The sequence below is a fragment of the Acinetobacter sp. 226-1 genome (assembly GCF_030329325.1).
GTDB lineage: Bacteria > Pseudomonadota > Gammaproteobacteria > Pseudomonadales > Moraxellaceae > Acinetobacter > Acinetobacter sichuanensis.
In genome coordinates this window covers 124035-139173 of the sequence record NZ_JACANU010000007.1, presented here as the reverse complement: position 1 = coordinate 139173, position 15139 = coordinate 124035, and the positions used below count along the sequence as shown (strand labels likewise).

Annotated in this window: 13 protein-coding genes; 10 read left to right on the top strand and 3 right to left on the bottom strand. The window is 36.7% G+C overall.

Annotated elements, in window-relative coordinates; translation table 11 throughout:
- Positions 1–176: 176 nt before the first annotated feature.
- Positions 177–2798 (bottom strand): leucine--tRNA ligase, encoded by a 2622-nt coding sequence (gene leuS / locus HX124_RS12305; protein WP_286383235.1) that lies wholly within the window; start codon positions 2796–2798, stop codon positions 177–179.
- A 277-nt stretch (positions 2799–3075) separates the two neighbouring features.
- On the bottom strand, positions 3076–3633 hold the full coding sequence (locus HX124_RS12300) for a hypothetical protein (protein WP_286383236.1): 558 nt from the start codon (positions 3631–3633) through the stop codon (positions 3076–3078).
- Between the two features lie 637 nt (positions 3634–4270).
- On the opposite strand from HX124_RS12300, the gene HX124_RS12295 reads away from it, so the two are divergent.
- The gene (locus tag HX124_RS12295) at positions 4271–6112 is read left to right on the top strand and encodes an MFS transporter (RefSeq protein WP_286383237.1); all 1842 of its coding nucleotides are present in this window, start codon (positions 4271–4273) and stop codon (positions 6110–6112) included.
- Between the two features lie 403 nt (positions 6113–6515).
- Here HX124_RS12295 and HX124_RS12290 read toward each other — a convergent pair whose 3' ends face one another.
- Complete coding sequence (locus HX124_RS12290) at positions 6516–6869, bottom strand: DUF4124 domain-containing protein (protein WP_286383238.1); 354 nt, start codon at positions 6867–6869, stop codon at positions 6516–6518.
- Positions 6870–7435: 566 nt separating this feature from the next.
- On the opposite strand from HX124_RS12290, the gene HX124_RS12285 reads away from it, so the two are divergent.
- The 9 genes from HX124_RS12285 to ndk all read left to right on the top strand — a co-directional run bounded on the left by HX124_RS12285 (position 7436) and on the right by ndk (position 15109).
- On the top strand, positions 7436–9163 hold the full coding sequence (locus HX124_RS12285; protein ID WP_286383309.1) for an acetolactate synthase 3 large subunit: 1728 nt from the start codon (positions 7436–7438) through the stop codon (positions 9161–9163).
- Positions 9160–9651: an acetolactate synthase small subunit gene (gene ilvN, locus HX124_RS12280; protein ID WP_107008310.1), complete on the top strand. Its 492-nt coding sequence runs from the start codon at positions 9160–9162 to the stop codon at positions 9649–9651. Before HX124_RS12285 ends, ilvN begins: the two co-directional genes overlap by 4 nt.
- A 120-nt stretch (positions 9652–9771) precedes the next feature.
- Positions 9772–10788 (top strand): ketol-acid reductoisomerase, encoded by a 1017-nt coding sequence (gene ilvC / locus HX124_RS12275; protein ID WP_107008311.1) that lies wholly within the window; start codon positions 9772–9774, stop codon positions 10786–10788.
- Between the two features lie 99 nt (positions 10789–10887).
- Positions 10888–11697, top strand: coding sequence for an XAC2610-related protein (locus HX124_RS12270; protein ID WP_286383239.1), 810 nt, complete (start codon positions 10888–10890; stop codon positions 11695–11697).
- Between the two features lie 36 nt (positions 11698–11733).
- On the top strand, positions 11734–12141 hold the full coding sequence (locus HX124_RS12265) for a hypothetical protein (protein ID WP_286383240.1): 408 nt from the start codon (positions 11734–11736) through the stop codon (positions 12139–12141).
- Between the two features lie 260 nt (positions 12142–12401).
- Positions 12402–13691: a glycosyltransferase family 4 protein gene (locus HX124_RS12260; protein ID WP_286383241.1), complete on the top strand. Its 1290-nt coding sequence runs from the start codon at positions 12402–12404 to the stop codon at positions 13689–13691.
- Between the two features lie 28 nt (positions 13692–13719).
- Entirely contained in the window at positions 13720–14271 is a 552-nt protein-coding gene (locus HX124_RS12255) for a phosphatase PAP2 family protein (RefSeq protein ID WP_286377623.1), read from the top strand.
- A gap of 87 nt (positions 14272–14358) precedes the next feature.
- Positions 14359–14559, top strand: coding sequence for a Fe-S cluster assembly protein IscX (iscX, locus tag HX124_RS12250; RefSeq protein ID WP_286377624.1), 201 nt, complete (start codon positions 14359–14361; stop codon positions 14557–14559).
- Between the two features lie 118 nt (positions 14560–14677).
- On the top strand, positions 14678–15109 hold the full coding sequence (gene ndk, locus HX124_RS12245; RefSeq protein WP_107008317.1) for a nucleoside-diphosphate kinase: 432 nt from the start codon (positions 14678–14680) through the stop codon (positions 15107–15109).
- Positions 15110–15139 lie beyond the last annotated feature (30 nt).

Here is a 15139-nt window from a genome sequence, read left to right as displayed (position 1 = left end):
TTAGATTGTAAAGTCAAAGCCCGTTGATTGACAACGGGCTTTGTTTGGGTTTTGTTTTTATCCTTAAATTCCCTCTCCTTTTAGGAGAGGGTTAGGGAGAGGTAATTTATTTAAGAACCCTCATCCCCTTGCGGAATATATTCCTCATCCCAGAGGGAGAAGGGGTTGTAAGGCTTTTAAACCACCAAATTCACTAATTTGTTTGGTACCACAATTTCTTTCTTGGTTGGACCTGTCAAGAATTGTTGTACTTCAGGTAAAGCTTTGGCTTGTGCCAAGATGTCATCTTTAGATGCATCCACAGAAACTTCCAACTTACCACGAAGTTTACCATTGACTTGAACCACAATCGTTTGCGTATTACGCGTGAGTGCAGACTCATCGACAGCAGGGAATAACACTGAAGTTAAATCAATGTTGAACTGTGCCAATAAAGTCTGACTTAAATGCGGTGCAAATGGAGCAAGCAAGGTTAATAAGGTGATGATCGATTCACGAGCAACCGCAATATCGTTGTCATCTTTTGCTTCAAACTTGTTGTTGGCATTTAAAAGTTCCATTAACGCAGCAATTGCTGTGTTAAAAGCATGACGACGTTCAATGTCATCACCTACTTTTTGGATGGTTTCATGGGTTTTACGACGTAAATCCTGAGCACCCGTTGAAAGCTGTGCAGTATTAATTGCAGATGCAGTGTTGCCTTTTTCAAGGAAACCTGTGGTTAAACGCCAAACACGTTTTAAGAAACGGTTTGCACCTTCAACCCCTGCATCCGACCATTCTAAAGATTGATCTGGTGGCGCAGCAAACATCATGAAGACACGAGCCGTATCTGCGCCGTATTGGTCAATAATGGCTTGTGGGTCGATACCGTTATTTTTCGATTTCGACATTTTTTCCTGACCGCCAACAGTCACATCCTGACCATCACCTTGGTATTTTGCCGAAATGATACGACCTTTTTCATCACGTTCGAGATCAATATCAGCAGGGTTGAACCAGGTTTTTTTACCTGAATCTGCTTCACGGTAGTAGGTATCAGCCAATACCATACCTTGAGTTAACAGGTTGGTGAATGGTTCATTACCTTGAACAACACCTTCATCACGCATCAATTTATGGAAGAAACGTGCATAAAGTAAATGAAGAATTGCATGTTCAACACCACCAATGTATTGGTTCACTGGTAACCATGTTTGAGCAGCTTCAGGCTTAACCAAACCACCTGTAAAGTCAGGAGAAGCATAACGTGCATAGTACCAAGATGACTCTACGAAAGTATCCAAAGTATCGGTTTCACGACGTGCGTCGCCACCACAGCAAGGACATTTGGTTTCGTAGAATTCAGGCATTTTATTTAAAGGATTACCTGAACCATCTGGAACAACATCAGTCGGAAGTACAACAGGAAGTTGTTCTTCAGGAACGGTGACCTGACCACAGGTGTCACAATTGATCATTGGAATTGGACAACCCCAATAACGTTGACGAGAAACACCCCAGTCACGTAAACGGAATTGAACTTTAGAATTTGCCAAAGTTTGTGGTTCTAATTTTGCAAGGAATGCATCAAATGCAGCTTGGAAGTCTAAACCATCAAATTCACCTGAATTGACCAATTTACCTTCTTTAGAACCGTACCATTCTTGCCATTCAGTTGCAGAGTAGTCTGCATCATCAGCGCCTTTGGCATCAATTACTTGTTTGATTGGCAAGTTGTATTTATTGGCAAATTCAAAATCACGTTCGTCATGCGCAGGAACAGCCATGACCGCACCTGAACCGTATGACATCAATACATAGTTGGCGATCCAAACTGGAACTTTTTCGCCAGTTACTGGATGTTTCACTGACAAACCTGTTGCCATACCTTTCTTTTCAGCAGTGGCAAGATCAGCTTCAGCGACTGAACCCATACGACATTCTTCGATGAATGCTTTGAGTTCAGCATTATTTTCCGCAGCTTTTAATGCCATAGGGTGTTCTGCTGCAACCGCAACATAAGTCACACCCATTAAGGTATCGGCACGTGTGGTATAAACCGTTAAACCATCGGCATAAACTTCTGTATTCGCTGAAGGGAAAGTAATTTCCATACCTTGTGAACGACCAATCCAGTTGCGCTGCATGGTCAAGACTTGTTGTGGCCAACCGTCTTTTAAAGTATCTAAATCGTCTAATAATTCTTGTGCATAATCTGTGATGCGGAAATAATACATTGGAATATCACGTTTTTCTACCAATGCACCTGAACGCCAGCCACGACCATTTTCAACTTGCTCATTGGCTAAAACGGTTTGATCCACAGGATCCCAGTTTACAGTTGAAAGTTTGCGGTAAATTAGACCTTTTTTATACAGTTGAACAAATAACCATTGTTCCCAGTGATAGTATTCTGGAGTACATGTCGCAAATTCACGATCCCAGTCGACTGAAAGACCGAGTTTTTTCAATTGGTCACGCATGTAGGCAATGTTTTCAAATGTCCATTTTGCAGGCGCAACTTGATGGGCAATTGCCGCATTTTCAGCAGGTAGACCAAAAGCATCCCAACCCATCGGTTGTAGAACAGTTTCACCTTTGAGACGGTGAAAACGGCTGATCACATCGCCAATGGTATAGTTACGCACATGACCCATATGCAGTTTGCCACTTGGGTAAGGGAACATCGAGAGAATATAACGACGTGGACCTTCTACAGTGTCGGCAACTTTAAATGATTTGCGATCTGCCCAGTCTTGCTGGACTTGAGGCTCAATCGCACTCGCTTGGTATTCAGGGTCAATATGAGTAGTCATAAACGTATTTAAGAAAAAAGGTTAAAAAACTGTGTTGCACAGCATAGCTTAAAAATCGTGTAAATGTCAGTTATTCAGAGCGGATTTTGTGTAAATAGTCATTATTTTAGAAAGTAAACCAGATAAAGCATTCGATTTAAATTTATAAATAAAATAATTAAAATGAAGTAATCCAGAGATTAATTTTGTATTAAAATTAAACAAGAAGGCTCAAATTAAATAATACTCATAAAATAATAATTTTAATAAAAAGTATAAATGTAAACTTTGAGATTATTTATAAATCATTTTTTAATTCTTGTGTGAGTAGGTTAATCTTTTCTTGGTATGCATTATAAGCGATTTCACCATACTTCTTTTTAACTTTTTCAAGTAAGTTATCTTTTAAAATCGCTAGCTCATTTATATCGCTGGCACGTTCAAGTTTAAGAATTTGGGTAAAAGATAATATGCCAAAAAACTCTGGAATTTGGATGGATAAAAATGCATATAAACGATGAAACGGACTACTATTTTCTAAAGGTGGTAAAGCTATATTTAATTTTTGTTGTATAGGATCAGCTGTTATATCTTGTTGGGGTATGTTTTGTGATACAAGAGTTGGTGACTCTCCCCAATCTGAAATTTCTAATAATTTATTTTCTAAAAGAGAATTTACTGTATCAAAGGGAACACCTAGCATGGTGATGATTTCTTGTATAGTAAGCTGACCATTGGCAATAATTAAAAAATTACGTTCAGCACGTGTGAGTTGAATCGCATGACTTGAAATAATCATACGTCCTTGGTTTGATTTTTTAACGATTGTATTCCTGTTTAATTGTTGTTGAGACATCGTATTTCTATCCTTGAGACGTATTTTTTCTAGCATTTATATTCAAGCATTTGCTCGTAAAAAATAATATTAAGTAAGTTTGAGAACTTGTATTTTATTTTTTAAAGTGAATAAAATAATTCTAAGTTTTGATCATTTAAAATTATTATTAAGATATTTTAAATAGTAATTTTTTGTATAGCAAATATTTTTTAAAAAATAACTAAAATATTTTTTAAGTTCATGAAATTTAATCACTTATTTAAATGTTTTTAAGATTTTTTGAGTTTTGAAAGTGCATTTTTATTTTAATTTTGTGATATGCATCACATTATTGTTTTGCATTTAAAGTATTTGATTTATTGAAATTTTATTTGAAAAATATATTATTTTTGACAGGGTAAATCTATATACTCTTAAATTTGTAGTTTTTATTCTTAAATTTATCTAACAAGTGAAAAATGTTTATGTTATCTTTGCGGTAGATTTCATCTGTAAGACACTATTTAAAATAATTGCAATATCTAATAAGTAAAAGTTTTTAAGTGTGATGAATTCAGGGGATTAATAAAATGTTTTCATAAGATTTAATAAAAATAGTTATTAAAACATTTTTATTATGCAGTTTTATTTTAATAAAAATGAAAGGAATAAATAAATGCATATAAGCACTAGGGGAGTGCCAGATCAGAAAATGACAAAGGAAGAGAAAAAAATCATTTTCGCTTCAAGTTTAGGAACAATATTTGAATGGTATGACTTTTATTTATATGGTGCATTAGCACTTATTTTGGCTCAGCAGTTTTTTACCGATCTTGATAGTACAACAGGGTTTATTTTTGCCTTACTTGCATTTTCCGCAGGTTTTATTGTGCGACCTTTTGGGGCATTAGTTTTTGGTCGATTAGGAGATAGGGTTGGGCGAAAATATACATTTTTAATCACTATTTTAATTATGGGAATATCAACTTTTTTGGTTGGATTATTGCCTAATTATAATGCAATCGGAATTGCAGCCCCCATAATGCTAATCATATTACGTTTAATACAAGGTTTAGCATTAGGAGGCGAGTATGGTGGGGCAGTAACATATGTTGCTGAATATGCACCTCAACATAAACGAGGAGCATATACTGCATGGATCCAGATTACAGCGACGACAGGATTATTGTTATCGTTATTGGTTATTTTAAGTGTACGAACATTGCTTGGAGAAGAAGCATTTAGTGCATGGGGATGGCGAATTCCTTTCTTATTTTCTTTTGTTTTACTGTTTGTAAGTGTTTGGGTGCGTTTATCAATGAGTGAACCTCCTGCATTTAAAAAGCTAAAAGAAGCAGGAAAACTGTCTAAAGCACCTATTTTTGAATCATTAGGGCAGTGGAAAAATTTAAAACTGATTTTATTGGCATTGTTTGGTTTAACCATGGGACAAGCTGTCATTTGGTATACAGGTCAATTTTATAGCCTATTCTTTTTAACCCAAGCATTAAAAGTAGAAAGTGCGACAGCTAGTATTTTGGTGGCATGTGCTTTACTGATTGGTCTACCTTTCTTTATTTTATTTGGTTATTTATCTGATCGAGTTGGGCGTAAACCTATTATTATTTTGGGTGGAATATTAGCCGCAGTCACATATATACCGATTTATCATGCATTGACGTATGCAGCAAATCCTCAGCTTGCAACAGTCTTAAAACAATCTCCAATCGTGTTAAGTGTTGATCCTTCTGAGTGTTCATTACAATTTGACCCAATTGGGCGTAAAACATTGGAAAGTAGTTGTGATATTGCCAAGAAGCTTTTAGCAACAAATGCAGTAAATTACTCCATTGAGCATTTACCTCACGGTGAAAATGCAAAAATTTTAGTGGGTCATACTTTAATTCAAGGTTTTTCACCTTTGCATATCACAGAAGAAAGTATTTTTGCTGCACAAGGAATTGCACAGCAAAATCAGTTTAAAGCCATGCAGCAACTTGAGTTTGCAGAACAAAATGGTGATCGAAAAGCAATTTTACTTGCTCAGAGAGAACAAGCTTTAACAGCGAAAACTTTGGATGATTTTGCCAAAGATGCAAAAGCAACCGCAATTAAAGTGATGGAGGTTGACTTTAAAAATCAGGTCAGTGCGGCATTGATTGAAGCACAATATCCAACACAAGCAGACCCTAAAGAAATGAATAAGCCACTCATTGTCTTGTTGCTGTCTTTATTGGTGATCTATGTTGGTATGATGTATGCGCCAATTGCAGCAGCATTGGTTGAAATGTTTGCAACAAAAATTCGTTATACTTCAGTAAGCTTACCTTATCATATTGGAAATGGTTGGTTTGGTGGCTTATTACCAACAATTTCTTTTGCCATCGTTGCGCAAACAGGCAATATTTATAATGGTTTATGGTTCCCAATTATTGTTGCTGTTATTTGTGTGATTATTTGTGCGTTATTTATTCAAGAAACGAAGAATATTGATATTTTTAAAGATGATTATAAATAAGCTTCTTATTGCTAACTGATGTTACGCAGTAGTTCTAAAATTATAAATTGGATATAGAAGAATGTTGATACGCGGAAACGTCATCCGCAATTGTTTGAGGCATGGCGCCTTCTTATAAATAAAGTTTCTGCGAAACATTAAATTTTTTGATGCTAGTGAACGAGTTTTGCGGATGACAATGGTTTTCTTGCAAAGCTTCGCTTTTCATTTTCCCGAAAGAAAAGTATGTCGAGCCGAAGGCTGACCCTTAAATTTAAACTATGGATCTAGGACTCCGTCGCATAATTTAGCTTTTTCTATTTTTAGCGATGTAATTTGAATCAAGTGAGTAACATCAGTTACTAAAAAACCTTTCATATTCGTATGAAAGGTTTTTTTATTGCTGATATTTTTTAATTTGAATTTATTGAGGACGCTCTTGACCACGTTGTAAAGCTGCATTGGCTTCACCTTGTTGATCGACTTTGGGAACATCTGCTCTTTCATTATGATTTTGCACAGGTTGAGAAGTTACTGATGTGGCAGGTGCGACAGGTGTTACAGATGATGTCGATGGTGAAGCATTATGACCATAAGTTGTCACTGTGGTTCTGCTCTTGGCATTTTTAGGTGGAGGTGTTTCGGTATAGTGAGTTGCCCCCTGATGATCGACCCATTTGTAGTATTGTTTTGCAAAGCTTTGCGACGTTGCACTAAGGCTTAAAACTAAAAATGTGGTGGAAATAATCTTGGTATATAAATGTTTTGGTTTTTGCATGACAGAACCTTTGAAATGAGGATTTTTCCATTCTTCTAAATATTATGCGGTAATTATACACATAAAATAAAGAATACTTATTGTGATTTTATTTTGTGTTTATTTTAATCGTATTTAGAAAAAATGATAGATTTTTATTGAAAATTTATTAAGTTATAACTTACTGAATTTTTTATTATAAATCGAATAAAAAAAAGTAATAGTTTAAAAAAAATGCGTATGGGAAATAAACAATAAAAAAGCGAATAGAAACCTTGACTTTGCTTGCTAAAACAACAAAAATGCTGATTCAGTTTTGTATGTTTTTATTCGATCACCCTTCGGATAATGGCATCGTAAGCAATATCATTTTTCTCTAAACCGAGAAAGTGACCCCCTTACATTAAATATGTTTATCCCAACATATTTTTGTTATGAACATCATTTAAACAGTGATGTGACTATAAAATTTTTATATTGCTGCAAAAACTAGTAAATATGTGTGCTATAACAGAGCGCACAAATCAATGAATGAAGCACAACTTGTGTCTCCCATAAGTTGTGGAAAAAAGATTAGGGTGAATACGTTGGAACTTTTATCTGGTGGTGAAATGCTCGTTCGTGCATTGGCGGACGAAGGCGTTGAGCATGTTTTTGGGTACCCAGGCGGCGCAGTTTTACATATTTATGATGCGCTATTTCAACAAGAGAAAATCAATCATTACCTCGTGCGTCATGAACAAGCAGCAGGTCATATGGCTGATGCTTACTCACGTGCGACAGGTAAGACAGGTGTGGTGCTTGTCACATCTGGTCCTGGTGCGACCAATACCGTAACGCCAATTGCAACAGCTTATATGGACTCAATCCCAATGGTGATTTTGTCTGGTCAGGTTGCAAGCCATTTAATCGGTGAGGATGCGTTCCAAGAAACGGATATGGTCGGTATTTCTCGTCCAATCGTGAAGCACAGTTTCCAAGTGCGTCATGCAAGCGAAATTCCTGCAATTATTAAAAAAGCATTTTATATTGCTGCAAGTGGTCGTCCAGGTCCAGTTGTTGTTGATATTCCAAAAGATGCAACAAATCCTGCTGAGAAATTTGCATACGAATACCCTGAAAAGGTAAAAATGCGTTCGTATCAACCACCACATCGTGGTCATTCTGGTCAAATTCGTAAAGCAATAGATGAATTGATTAATGCAAAACGTCCTGTCATTTATACAGGTGGTGGTGTGGTTCAAGGCAATGCTTCTGCACAGTTGACTGAACTTGCACATCTTTTGGGTTACCCAGTGACCAATACTTTGATGGGCTTAGGTGCATTCCCAGGCAATGATCCACAGTTCATTGGCATGTTGGGTATGCATGGTACATACGAAGCCAATATGACAATGCATAATGCGGATGTTATTTTAGCGATTGGCGCGCGTTTTGATGACCGTGTAACAAACAATCCAGCGAAATTCTGTCCAAATGCAAAAGTCATTCATATTGATATTGACCCTGCAACAATTTCAAAAACGATTATTGCGCATATTCCAATTGTTGGTGCTGTAGAGCCAGTTCTTCAAGAGATGTTGGTTCAATTGAAACAAATGAATGTTTCAAAACCAAATCCAGAAGCAATTGCAGCTTGGTGGGATCAAATCAATGAATGGCGTAAAGTTCATGGCTTACGCTATGAAAAAGCAACTGACGGTTCAATGAAGCCTCAGCAAGTTGTTGAAGCTTTAGACAAAATAACCAATGGTGATGCCATTATTACTTCTGACGTTGGTCAGCATCAAATGTTTGGTGCAATGTACTATAAGTACAAACGTCCACGTCAATGGTTGAACTCTGGTGGTTTGGGCACAATGGGTGTGGGCTTACCATACGCAATGGCTGCTAAACTTGCATTTCCAGATCAACAAGTTGTCTGTATTACAGGTGAAGCATCGATTCAGATGTGTATCCAAGAGCTTTCGACATGTAAGCAATATGGCTTAAATGTAAAAATTCTTTGTTTGAATAACCGTGCTTTAGGTATGGTTAAACAATGGCAAGACATGAACTATGAAGGACGTCATTCAAGTTCTTATGTTGAGTCATTACCAGACTTTCCTAAATTGATGGAGGCATATGGTCATGTTGGTATTCAAATTGACCATGCAGATGAGCTTGAATCTAAACTTGCAGAAGCAATGGCAATTAATGATAAATGCGTATTTATCAATGTCATGGTTGATCGTTCAGAGCATGTTTATCCGATGCTGATCGCAGGTCAATCAATGCAAGATATGTGGTTATCTAAAGGGGAGCGTACTCAATGAGACATATAATTTCTGTACTCATGGAAAACGAAGCAGGTGCGCTTTCTCGTTTGGTGGGTTTATTTAGTCAACGTGGCTATAACATTGAAACGCTCAATGTTGCGCCAACAGAAGATCCAACGTTGTCACGTTTGACATTAACGACTTATGGTGATGAGCACAAAATTGAGCAAATTACTAAACAACTGAACAAATTGGTTGAAGTGGTAAAAGTGGTTGATTTGTCAGAAGGTGCACATATTGAGCGTGAATTAATGCTCATTAAGGTCAAAGCTTTAGGTTCAGCACGTGCTGAGATTAAGCGTACAGCTGATATTTTCCGTGCGCAAATTGTTGATGTAACACCAACGACTTATACCATTCAAATCGCTGGTACAACTGAAAAAATTGATGGTTTTATTGATGCGCTTGCTGAAAATACCATTCTTGAAGTTGTACGTTCAGGTGTGTCAGGCATCGCACGTGGCGAAAAAGTTTTAACTATTTAATTTTAATTTATTCACCTATAATCCTCTCCTAGAAAAAAAGGAGAGGGCTTAGTTGATCAGTACACAATAAAGCCGTACCAACTAAGTAAAGGAAACAAAAGCATTTAAGCGGAGACAGCAATGCAAATTTTTTATGATAAAGACTGTGACTTATCTATCATCCAAGGTAAAAAAGTAGCAATCATTGGTTATGGTTCACAAGGTCATGCGCATGCGCTTAACCTTAAAGATTCTGGCGTTGATGTAACTGTAGGTTTACGTGCAGGTTCTACTTCTTGGAAAAAAGCTGAGAATTCAGGTCTTAAAGTATCTGAAGTTCCTGCTGCTGTTGCTCAAGCTGACGTTGTTATGATCTTGACTCCAGATGAGTTCCAATCACAACTTTATCGTGATGTGATTGAACCAAATATCAAGCAAGGTGCAACTTTAGCATTTGCTCATGGTTTCTCTGTTCTTTATAACCAAGTTGTTCCACGTGCTGACTTAGACGTAATCATGGTTGCACCTAAAGCACCTGGTCACACTGTACGTTCAGAATATCAACGTGGTTCAGGTGTTCCTGATTTAATCGCAATTCACCAAGATGCTTCTGGTAATGCACGTAACGTTGCACTTTCTTATGCTTCAGGCGTAGGTGGTGGTCGTACTGGTATCATCGAAACTTCTTTCCGTGAAGAAACTGAAACTGACTTATTTGGTGAGCAAGCAGTTCTTTGTGGTGGTGCTGTTGAATTGGTTAAAATGGGCTTCGAAACTTTGGTTGAAGCTGGTTATGCACCAGAAATGGCTTACTTCGAGTGCTTACACGAGCTTAAATTGATCGTTGACTTGATGTTCGAAGGCGGTATCGCTGACATGAACTATTCAGTATCTAACAATGCTGAATATGGCGAATATGTAACAGGTACTGAAGTAATCAACGAACAGTCTCGTGAAGCGATGCGTAATGCGCTTAAACGTATTCAATCTGGCGAATACGCGAAAATGTTCATTAACGAAGGTGCATTGAACTATCCTTCAATGACTGCTCGTCGTCGTCAAAATGCTGCACACGGTATCGAAGTAACGGGTAACAAGTTACGTTCAATGATGCCTTGGATTCAAGCGAACAAAATCGTAGATAAAGAAAAGAACTAATTTTTAGTTTTTTGACTTTATAAAAAGCCTATTCTATTGAGTAGGCTTTTTTTATGATAAATTACTCATTATTTTGCTGTTTTTGAATGTGGTGAAATTATGAAATTTAAAATTTTCTTGGGTATGGTTGCTATAACATTTTCAAATTTAAATCATGCCGAAACTGTAGTAAATTCAAAAGACTTCAAGCCCCTTAATGAAGTTCGGGTATCTATGCAGCGTATGTTGCGTTCTACTGAAGGGCGTTATTTTTTAAGTCTTTATGCGGGTATTTGGAATCCACATGCTGTGATGACGGATTTAGTTGAAAATAAAAATATTTCATTTAAAGGTTTGCAAAAAGCAGATCAACTCACGCTAAAATCAGTAAACTCTGAAACTGATGCAACAGAAAATAGCATGTACCAACTTACAGGTACTTTAAATGCAAATACAGGTTATTTTAAAACTTTACTCTCAGAAGGCACGGACACTTTTGGTAAAAATATTCAGTTTGAACCAGCAGTTAAAGTCAACAATAAGCCTTCATTTTTCTTTAAATTTTATAGCGGTGATCAAACTACAACGTATGGCGCACCTTTACAACGTGTAGATGTAGTCAATAAAAATAATAATCAGACGATTCAGTCTTTGACAGGATTTGCAGCATATCCAAAAAGTATAGGTTATATGGATATTAATTTTGATGGTTATTATGACATTATTTTATCTGACATTTCACAGTCTTATTCTGTAGAAGATAAGCGTTATATTTATTGGATGTATAACCCAAAAACAGGGCAATTTCAGCGTTCGCCACAGCTTGAGAAAATTATTGGTTTCCCAAATCTGCATGGTGAAAAACAGCAAATTGATTTTGGAGGGGGCAAGATTTATCAGGTTGAAAATGGTTTGTTAAATCGAATTTAGTTTGTTTTTAATTCAAATCATAAGTATAGAGTCCTGATGAATCGGCACTTTTTGGTCTGGAAAATATTTTCTAGTGCGTGGGCTGAAAGTGGTTTTGATGCTCAAGACTTAACTCATTTTTCTGAAATAAAACAAAATTATCTACATTGGTCAGATCTTCGCACAGTTATTTATCGTGATGTGCTTGGATATTTTGCTTTGCCTAGTTTTTGTATGTTATTTGTTTGGATTCCCATTGTTGGCTCTCTATTTTTAATTGCTGCATTGCCTGATTGGGAGTTTGAAAATACGTGGCTACAAAGAAAGATGCAAGAATGGTATGCCACTCCTTGGTGGATGCATTATTTAAACCCATTACGTTGGATCGGGTATTTAATTGCATTTGGAATGGCGTATCGTGTGATCAATTGTTTAAAGCGGTATTATAAAGCTGAAAATATATGATCAAAGTTGCATGATGTTTGGATCTGTTTGAGTCATGTTTGATATTGAGTCATGATTTTTTTATGCTCTTATTTTTTATTGAATTATAAACGGAATATTGGTTCGACAGGTTGGTGCTGTTTATCTTTATTTTTGTATTGGGAAATAGTTAAACAATTTAATGAAAATATAGTTTCAAAAAACCGTCATCTTAAAATCATCAAAGTGTAAAAAAGATCACCTACACTTATAAAAAATGAAGAGAAGATAGAGGTAATCGTATGACAAAGACGTACGCAGAAGCCTTATTATACAGACAACGAGATTTTCCTGATTATTTTAAATTTTATTTAAAGAAAAATAATAAGCAGCAACATATTTCTGAAAATTTAAATATTCTTCAAGAGCTTGTACGTCCAAGGCTGAAAATTGCAATTGTGACAGAAACATGGCCTCCTGAAATTAATGGCGTAGCAATGTCATTGATGCAATTGTGTAAAGGTTTACAGAAACAAGGGCATAAAATTTTACTGATTCGCCCAAAACAAAAACATGTATGTGATGAATTTTCGCCAAATAAAGAGTGCTTAGTGACGGCTCAAGCAGTACCTAAATACCCTGATATGCGTTTTGGTTGGCCACAATATTTAAAAGTATCCCAAGCAATTTCTGATTTTGCACCGCATGTTGTTCATATTGTGACAGAAGGACCTTTAGGTTTTACGGCACTGCATGCAGCAAAATCTAAAAAAATCCCTGTTTCTAGTGGTTTTCATTCACCATTTCAAGAATTTAGTCGCTTTTTTGATTTGGCATTTTTGGTGAAACCTGTACAGCGATATTTGAAGTGGTTTCATAATCATACAGACTTAACTTGTGTACCGAGTCGCGATACAGAAAAAGCTTTAAAGCAGTTTGGGGTAACTTGTCCGCTAGTTATTGTTGGGCGTGGTGTTGATGTAGAAAAATTTTCATCCAGTCATCGCTCAGAGCAGTTACGCCGCAGTTGGGGCGTTGATCATGACACGACAGTATTGCTTTATGTTGGACGTTTATCTCCTGAAAAAGAGATCAATGTTTTGATTGAGGCTTATGTTGCACTTAAAAAGTGTTCACAGGAAAAAGTGCAGTTTGTCATTGTGGGCGATGGTCCAGATCGTAAGCGTTTAGAAAAAATGCTTGGTGCAGAAGATATTATTTTTACAGGTAGCTTAAGTGGTACAAGCTTAGCGCAAACTTATGCAAGTGCGGATGTTTTTGTTTTTGCAAGTCAGGTGGAAACGTTTGGTAACGTTGTTTTAGAAGCCATGGCAAGTGGTTTGCCTGTTGTTGCTTATGATTATGCAAGTGCGCAACTATACTTGAAAAATCAACAAACGGGTTGGTTGAGCCTATTGGGTGCGACTGATCAATTCATTCAATCTATTTTACAGCTTCCTGACCATGCAAGTTTGCGTGCAATGGGGCAGCAAGCTATGCACGATGTTCAAAACATTGGCTGGCGACATGCGGTACAACAATTCGAACAGGCACTTTATCAGGTTACACAAGATCAGGTTTTAGTAACGTAAATCATCTCGTCAAGAGAGGAGAGCTAAAATGAATTTTAAAGAAACTAAAATAAAAATACTCGATTTAGATTTGAGAGGCTGTTTATATCTCAATAATTTGTCTCATATGCAATATGTGGCTTTGTTTTTTAAAATCATTAGTCGTTTAGGCGATGGCGCATTTTGGTACTTGATGTTGCTGATTGTGTGGCTGAATAAAGGCTTTGCGTATGGATTAAAGTTAATTTATGTCGTATTAAGTGCTTTGATTGGTACAGGTATTTATAAAGTATTAAAGCATAAAACAGTTCGTCCGCGTCCTTATCAAGTACATCAAGTGATTATCTTAGGCGAACGACCTTTGGATCACTTTAGTTTTCCATCTGGTCATACTTTACATGCGGTGATGACTACCGTGGTATTGGGTTATATCCAACCTGCGCTTTTATTTTTAATGATGCCTTTTACAATTTTAGTTGCATTATCACGCATGATTTTAGGTTTGCATTATCCAAGTGATGTGATTGTGGGGGCTTTAATTGGAGCGACAGTGGCAAGCATGATTTTAGTCGCTGCACCATTTTTGCATATTAGCTTATAAATTGTATTTTAAAATGAATTCTATTTTGGTAAATGGCTAGATTTTGCTAAAGTAATTGCCAAGATGGAAAAGGATAGGATGACCTCAATGGGTTTACGTTGGACAGATACAATTGATATCGCGATTGAGCTATATGAAGCTCACCCAGATGTTGACCCACAATGGGTGCGTTTTACAGACTTACACGCATGGATTTGTGCATTACCCGATTTTAGCGATGATCCAACAAAGTCCACAGAAGGCTTATTAGAAGCAATTCAAATGGCTTGGATTGATGAAGCCAGCTAAAAAAATGTCTTAATCTGTCTAAAAAATCATTTTTTTACAGTTTAAAAAGCGGAAAATCGCGCATTATTCGGTATAATGCGCCAAAATTTTCATGTCAATTTGACTTAAGGAGCCAATCATGGCTATTGAACGTACTTTATCTATCGTAAAACCAGATGCAGTTGCTAAAAACCACATTGGTGATATCTTTGCTCGTTTCGAAAAAGCTGGTCTTAAAATCGTTGCGACTAAAATGAAACACCTTTCTCAAGCAGAAGCTGAAGGTTTCTATGCTGAACATAAAGAACGTGGTTTCTTTGCTGATTTAGTTGCATTCATGACTTCTGGTCCAGTTGTTGTTTCAGTTCTTGAAGGCGAAAACGCAGTTCTTGCTCACCGTGACATCTTAGGCGCTACAAACCCTAAAGAAGCTGCTCCTGGTACAATCCGTGCAGATTTCGCTGTAAGCATCGATGAAAATGCTGCTCACGGTTCTGACTCTGTAGCTTCTGCTGATCGTGAAGTTAACTACTTCTTCGCTCAAACTGAAGTTTGCCCACGTACTCGTTAATTCTGAGTCAATAGGGTCGTCTTAAAATTC

Coding starts and splice junctions, on each gene's coding strand:
- HX124_RS12290 (WP_286383238.1), bottom strand. CDS start 6,869: ATGCAAAAACCAAAACATTTATATACCAAGATTATTTCCACCACATTT.
- leuS (WP_286383235.1), bottom strand. CDS start 2,798: ATGACTACTCATATTGACCCTGAATACCAAGCGAGTGCGATTGAGCCT.
- HX124_RS12255 (WP_286377623.1), top strand. CDS start 13,720: ATGAATTTTAAAGAAACTAAAATAAAAATACTCGATTTAGATTTGAGA.
- iscX (WP_286377624.1), top strand. CDS start 14,359: ATGGGTTTACGTTGGACAGATACAATTGATATCGCGATTGAGCTATAT.
- ilvN (WP_107008310.1), top strand. CDS start 9,160: ATGAGACATATAATTTCTGTACTCATGGAAAACGAAGCAGGTGCGCTT.
- ilvC (WP_107008311.1), top strand. CDS start 9,772: ATGCAAATTTTTTATGATAAAGACTGTGACTTATCTATCATCCAAGGT.
- HX124_RS12265 (WP_286383240.1), top strand. CDS start 11,734: ATGAATCGGCACTTTTTGGTCTGGAAAATATTTTCTAGTGCGTGGGCT.
- HX124_RS12270 (WP_286383239.1), top strand. CDS start 10,888: ATGAAATTTAAAATTTTCTTGGGTATGGTTGCTATAACATTTTCAAAT.
- HX124_RS12260 (WP_286383241.1), top strand. CDS start 12,402: ATGACAAAGACGTACGCAGAAGCCTTATTATACAGACAACGAGATTTT.
- ndk (WP_107008317.1), top strand. CDS start 14,678: ATGGCTATTGAACGTACTTTATCTATCGTAAAACCAGATGCAGTTGCT.
- HX124_RS12295 (WP_286383237.1), top strand. CDS start 4,271: ATGCATATAAGCACTAGGGGAGTGCCAGATCAGAAAATGACAAAGGAA.
- HX124_RS12300 (WP_286383236.1), bottom strand. CDS start 3,633: ATGTCTCAACAACAATTAAACAGGAATACAATCGTTAAAAAATCAAAC.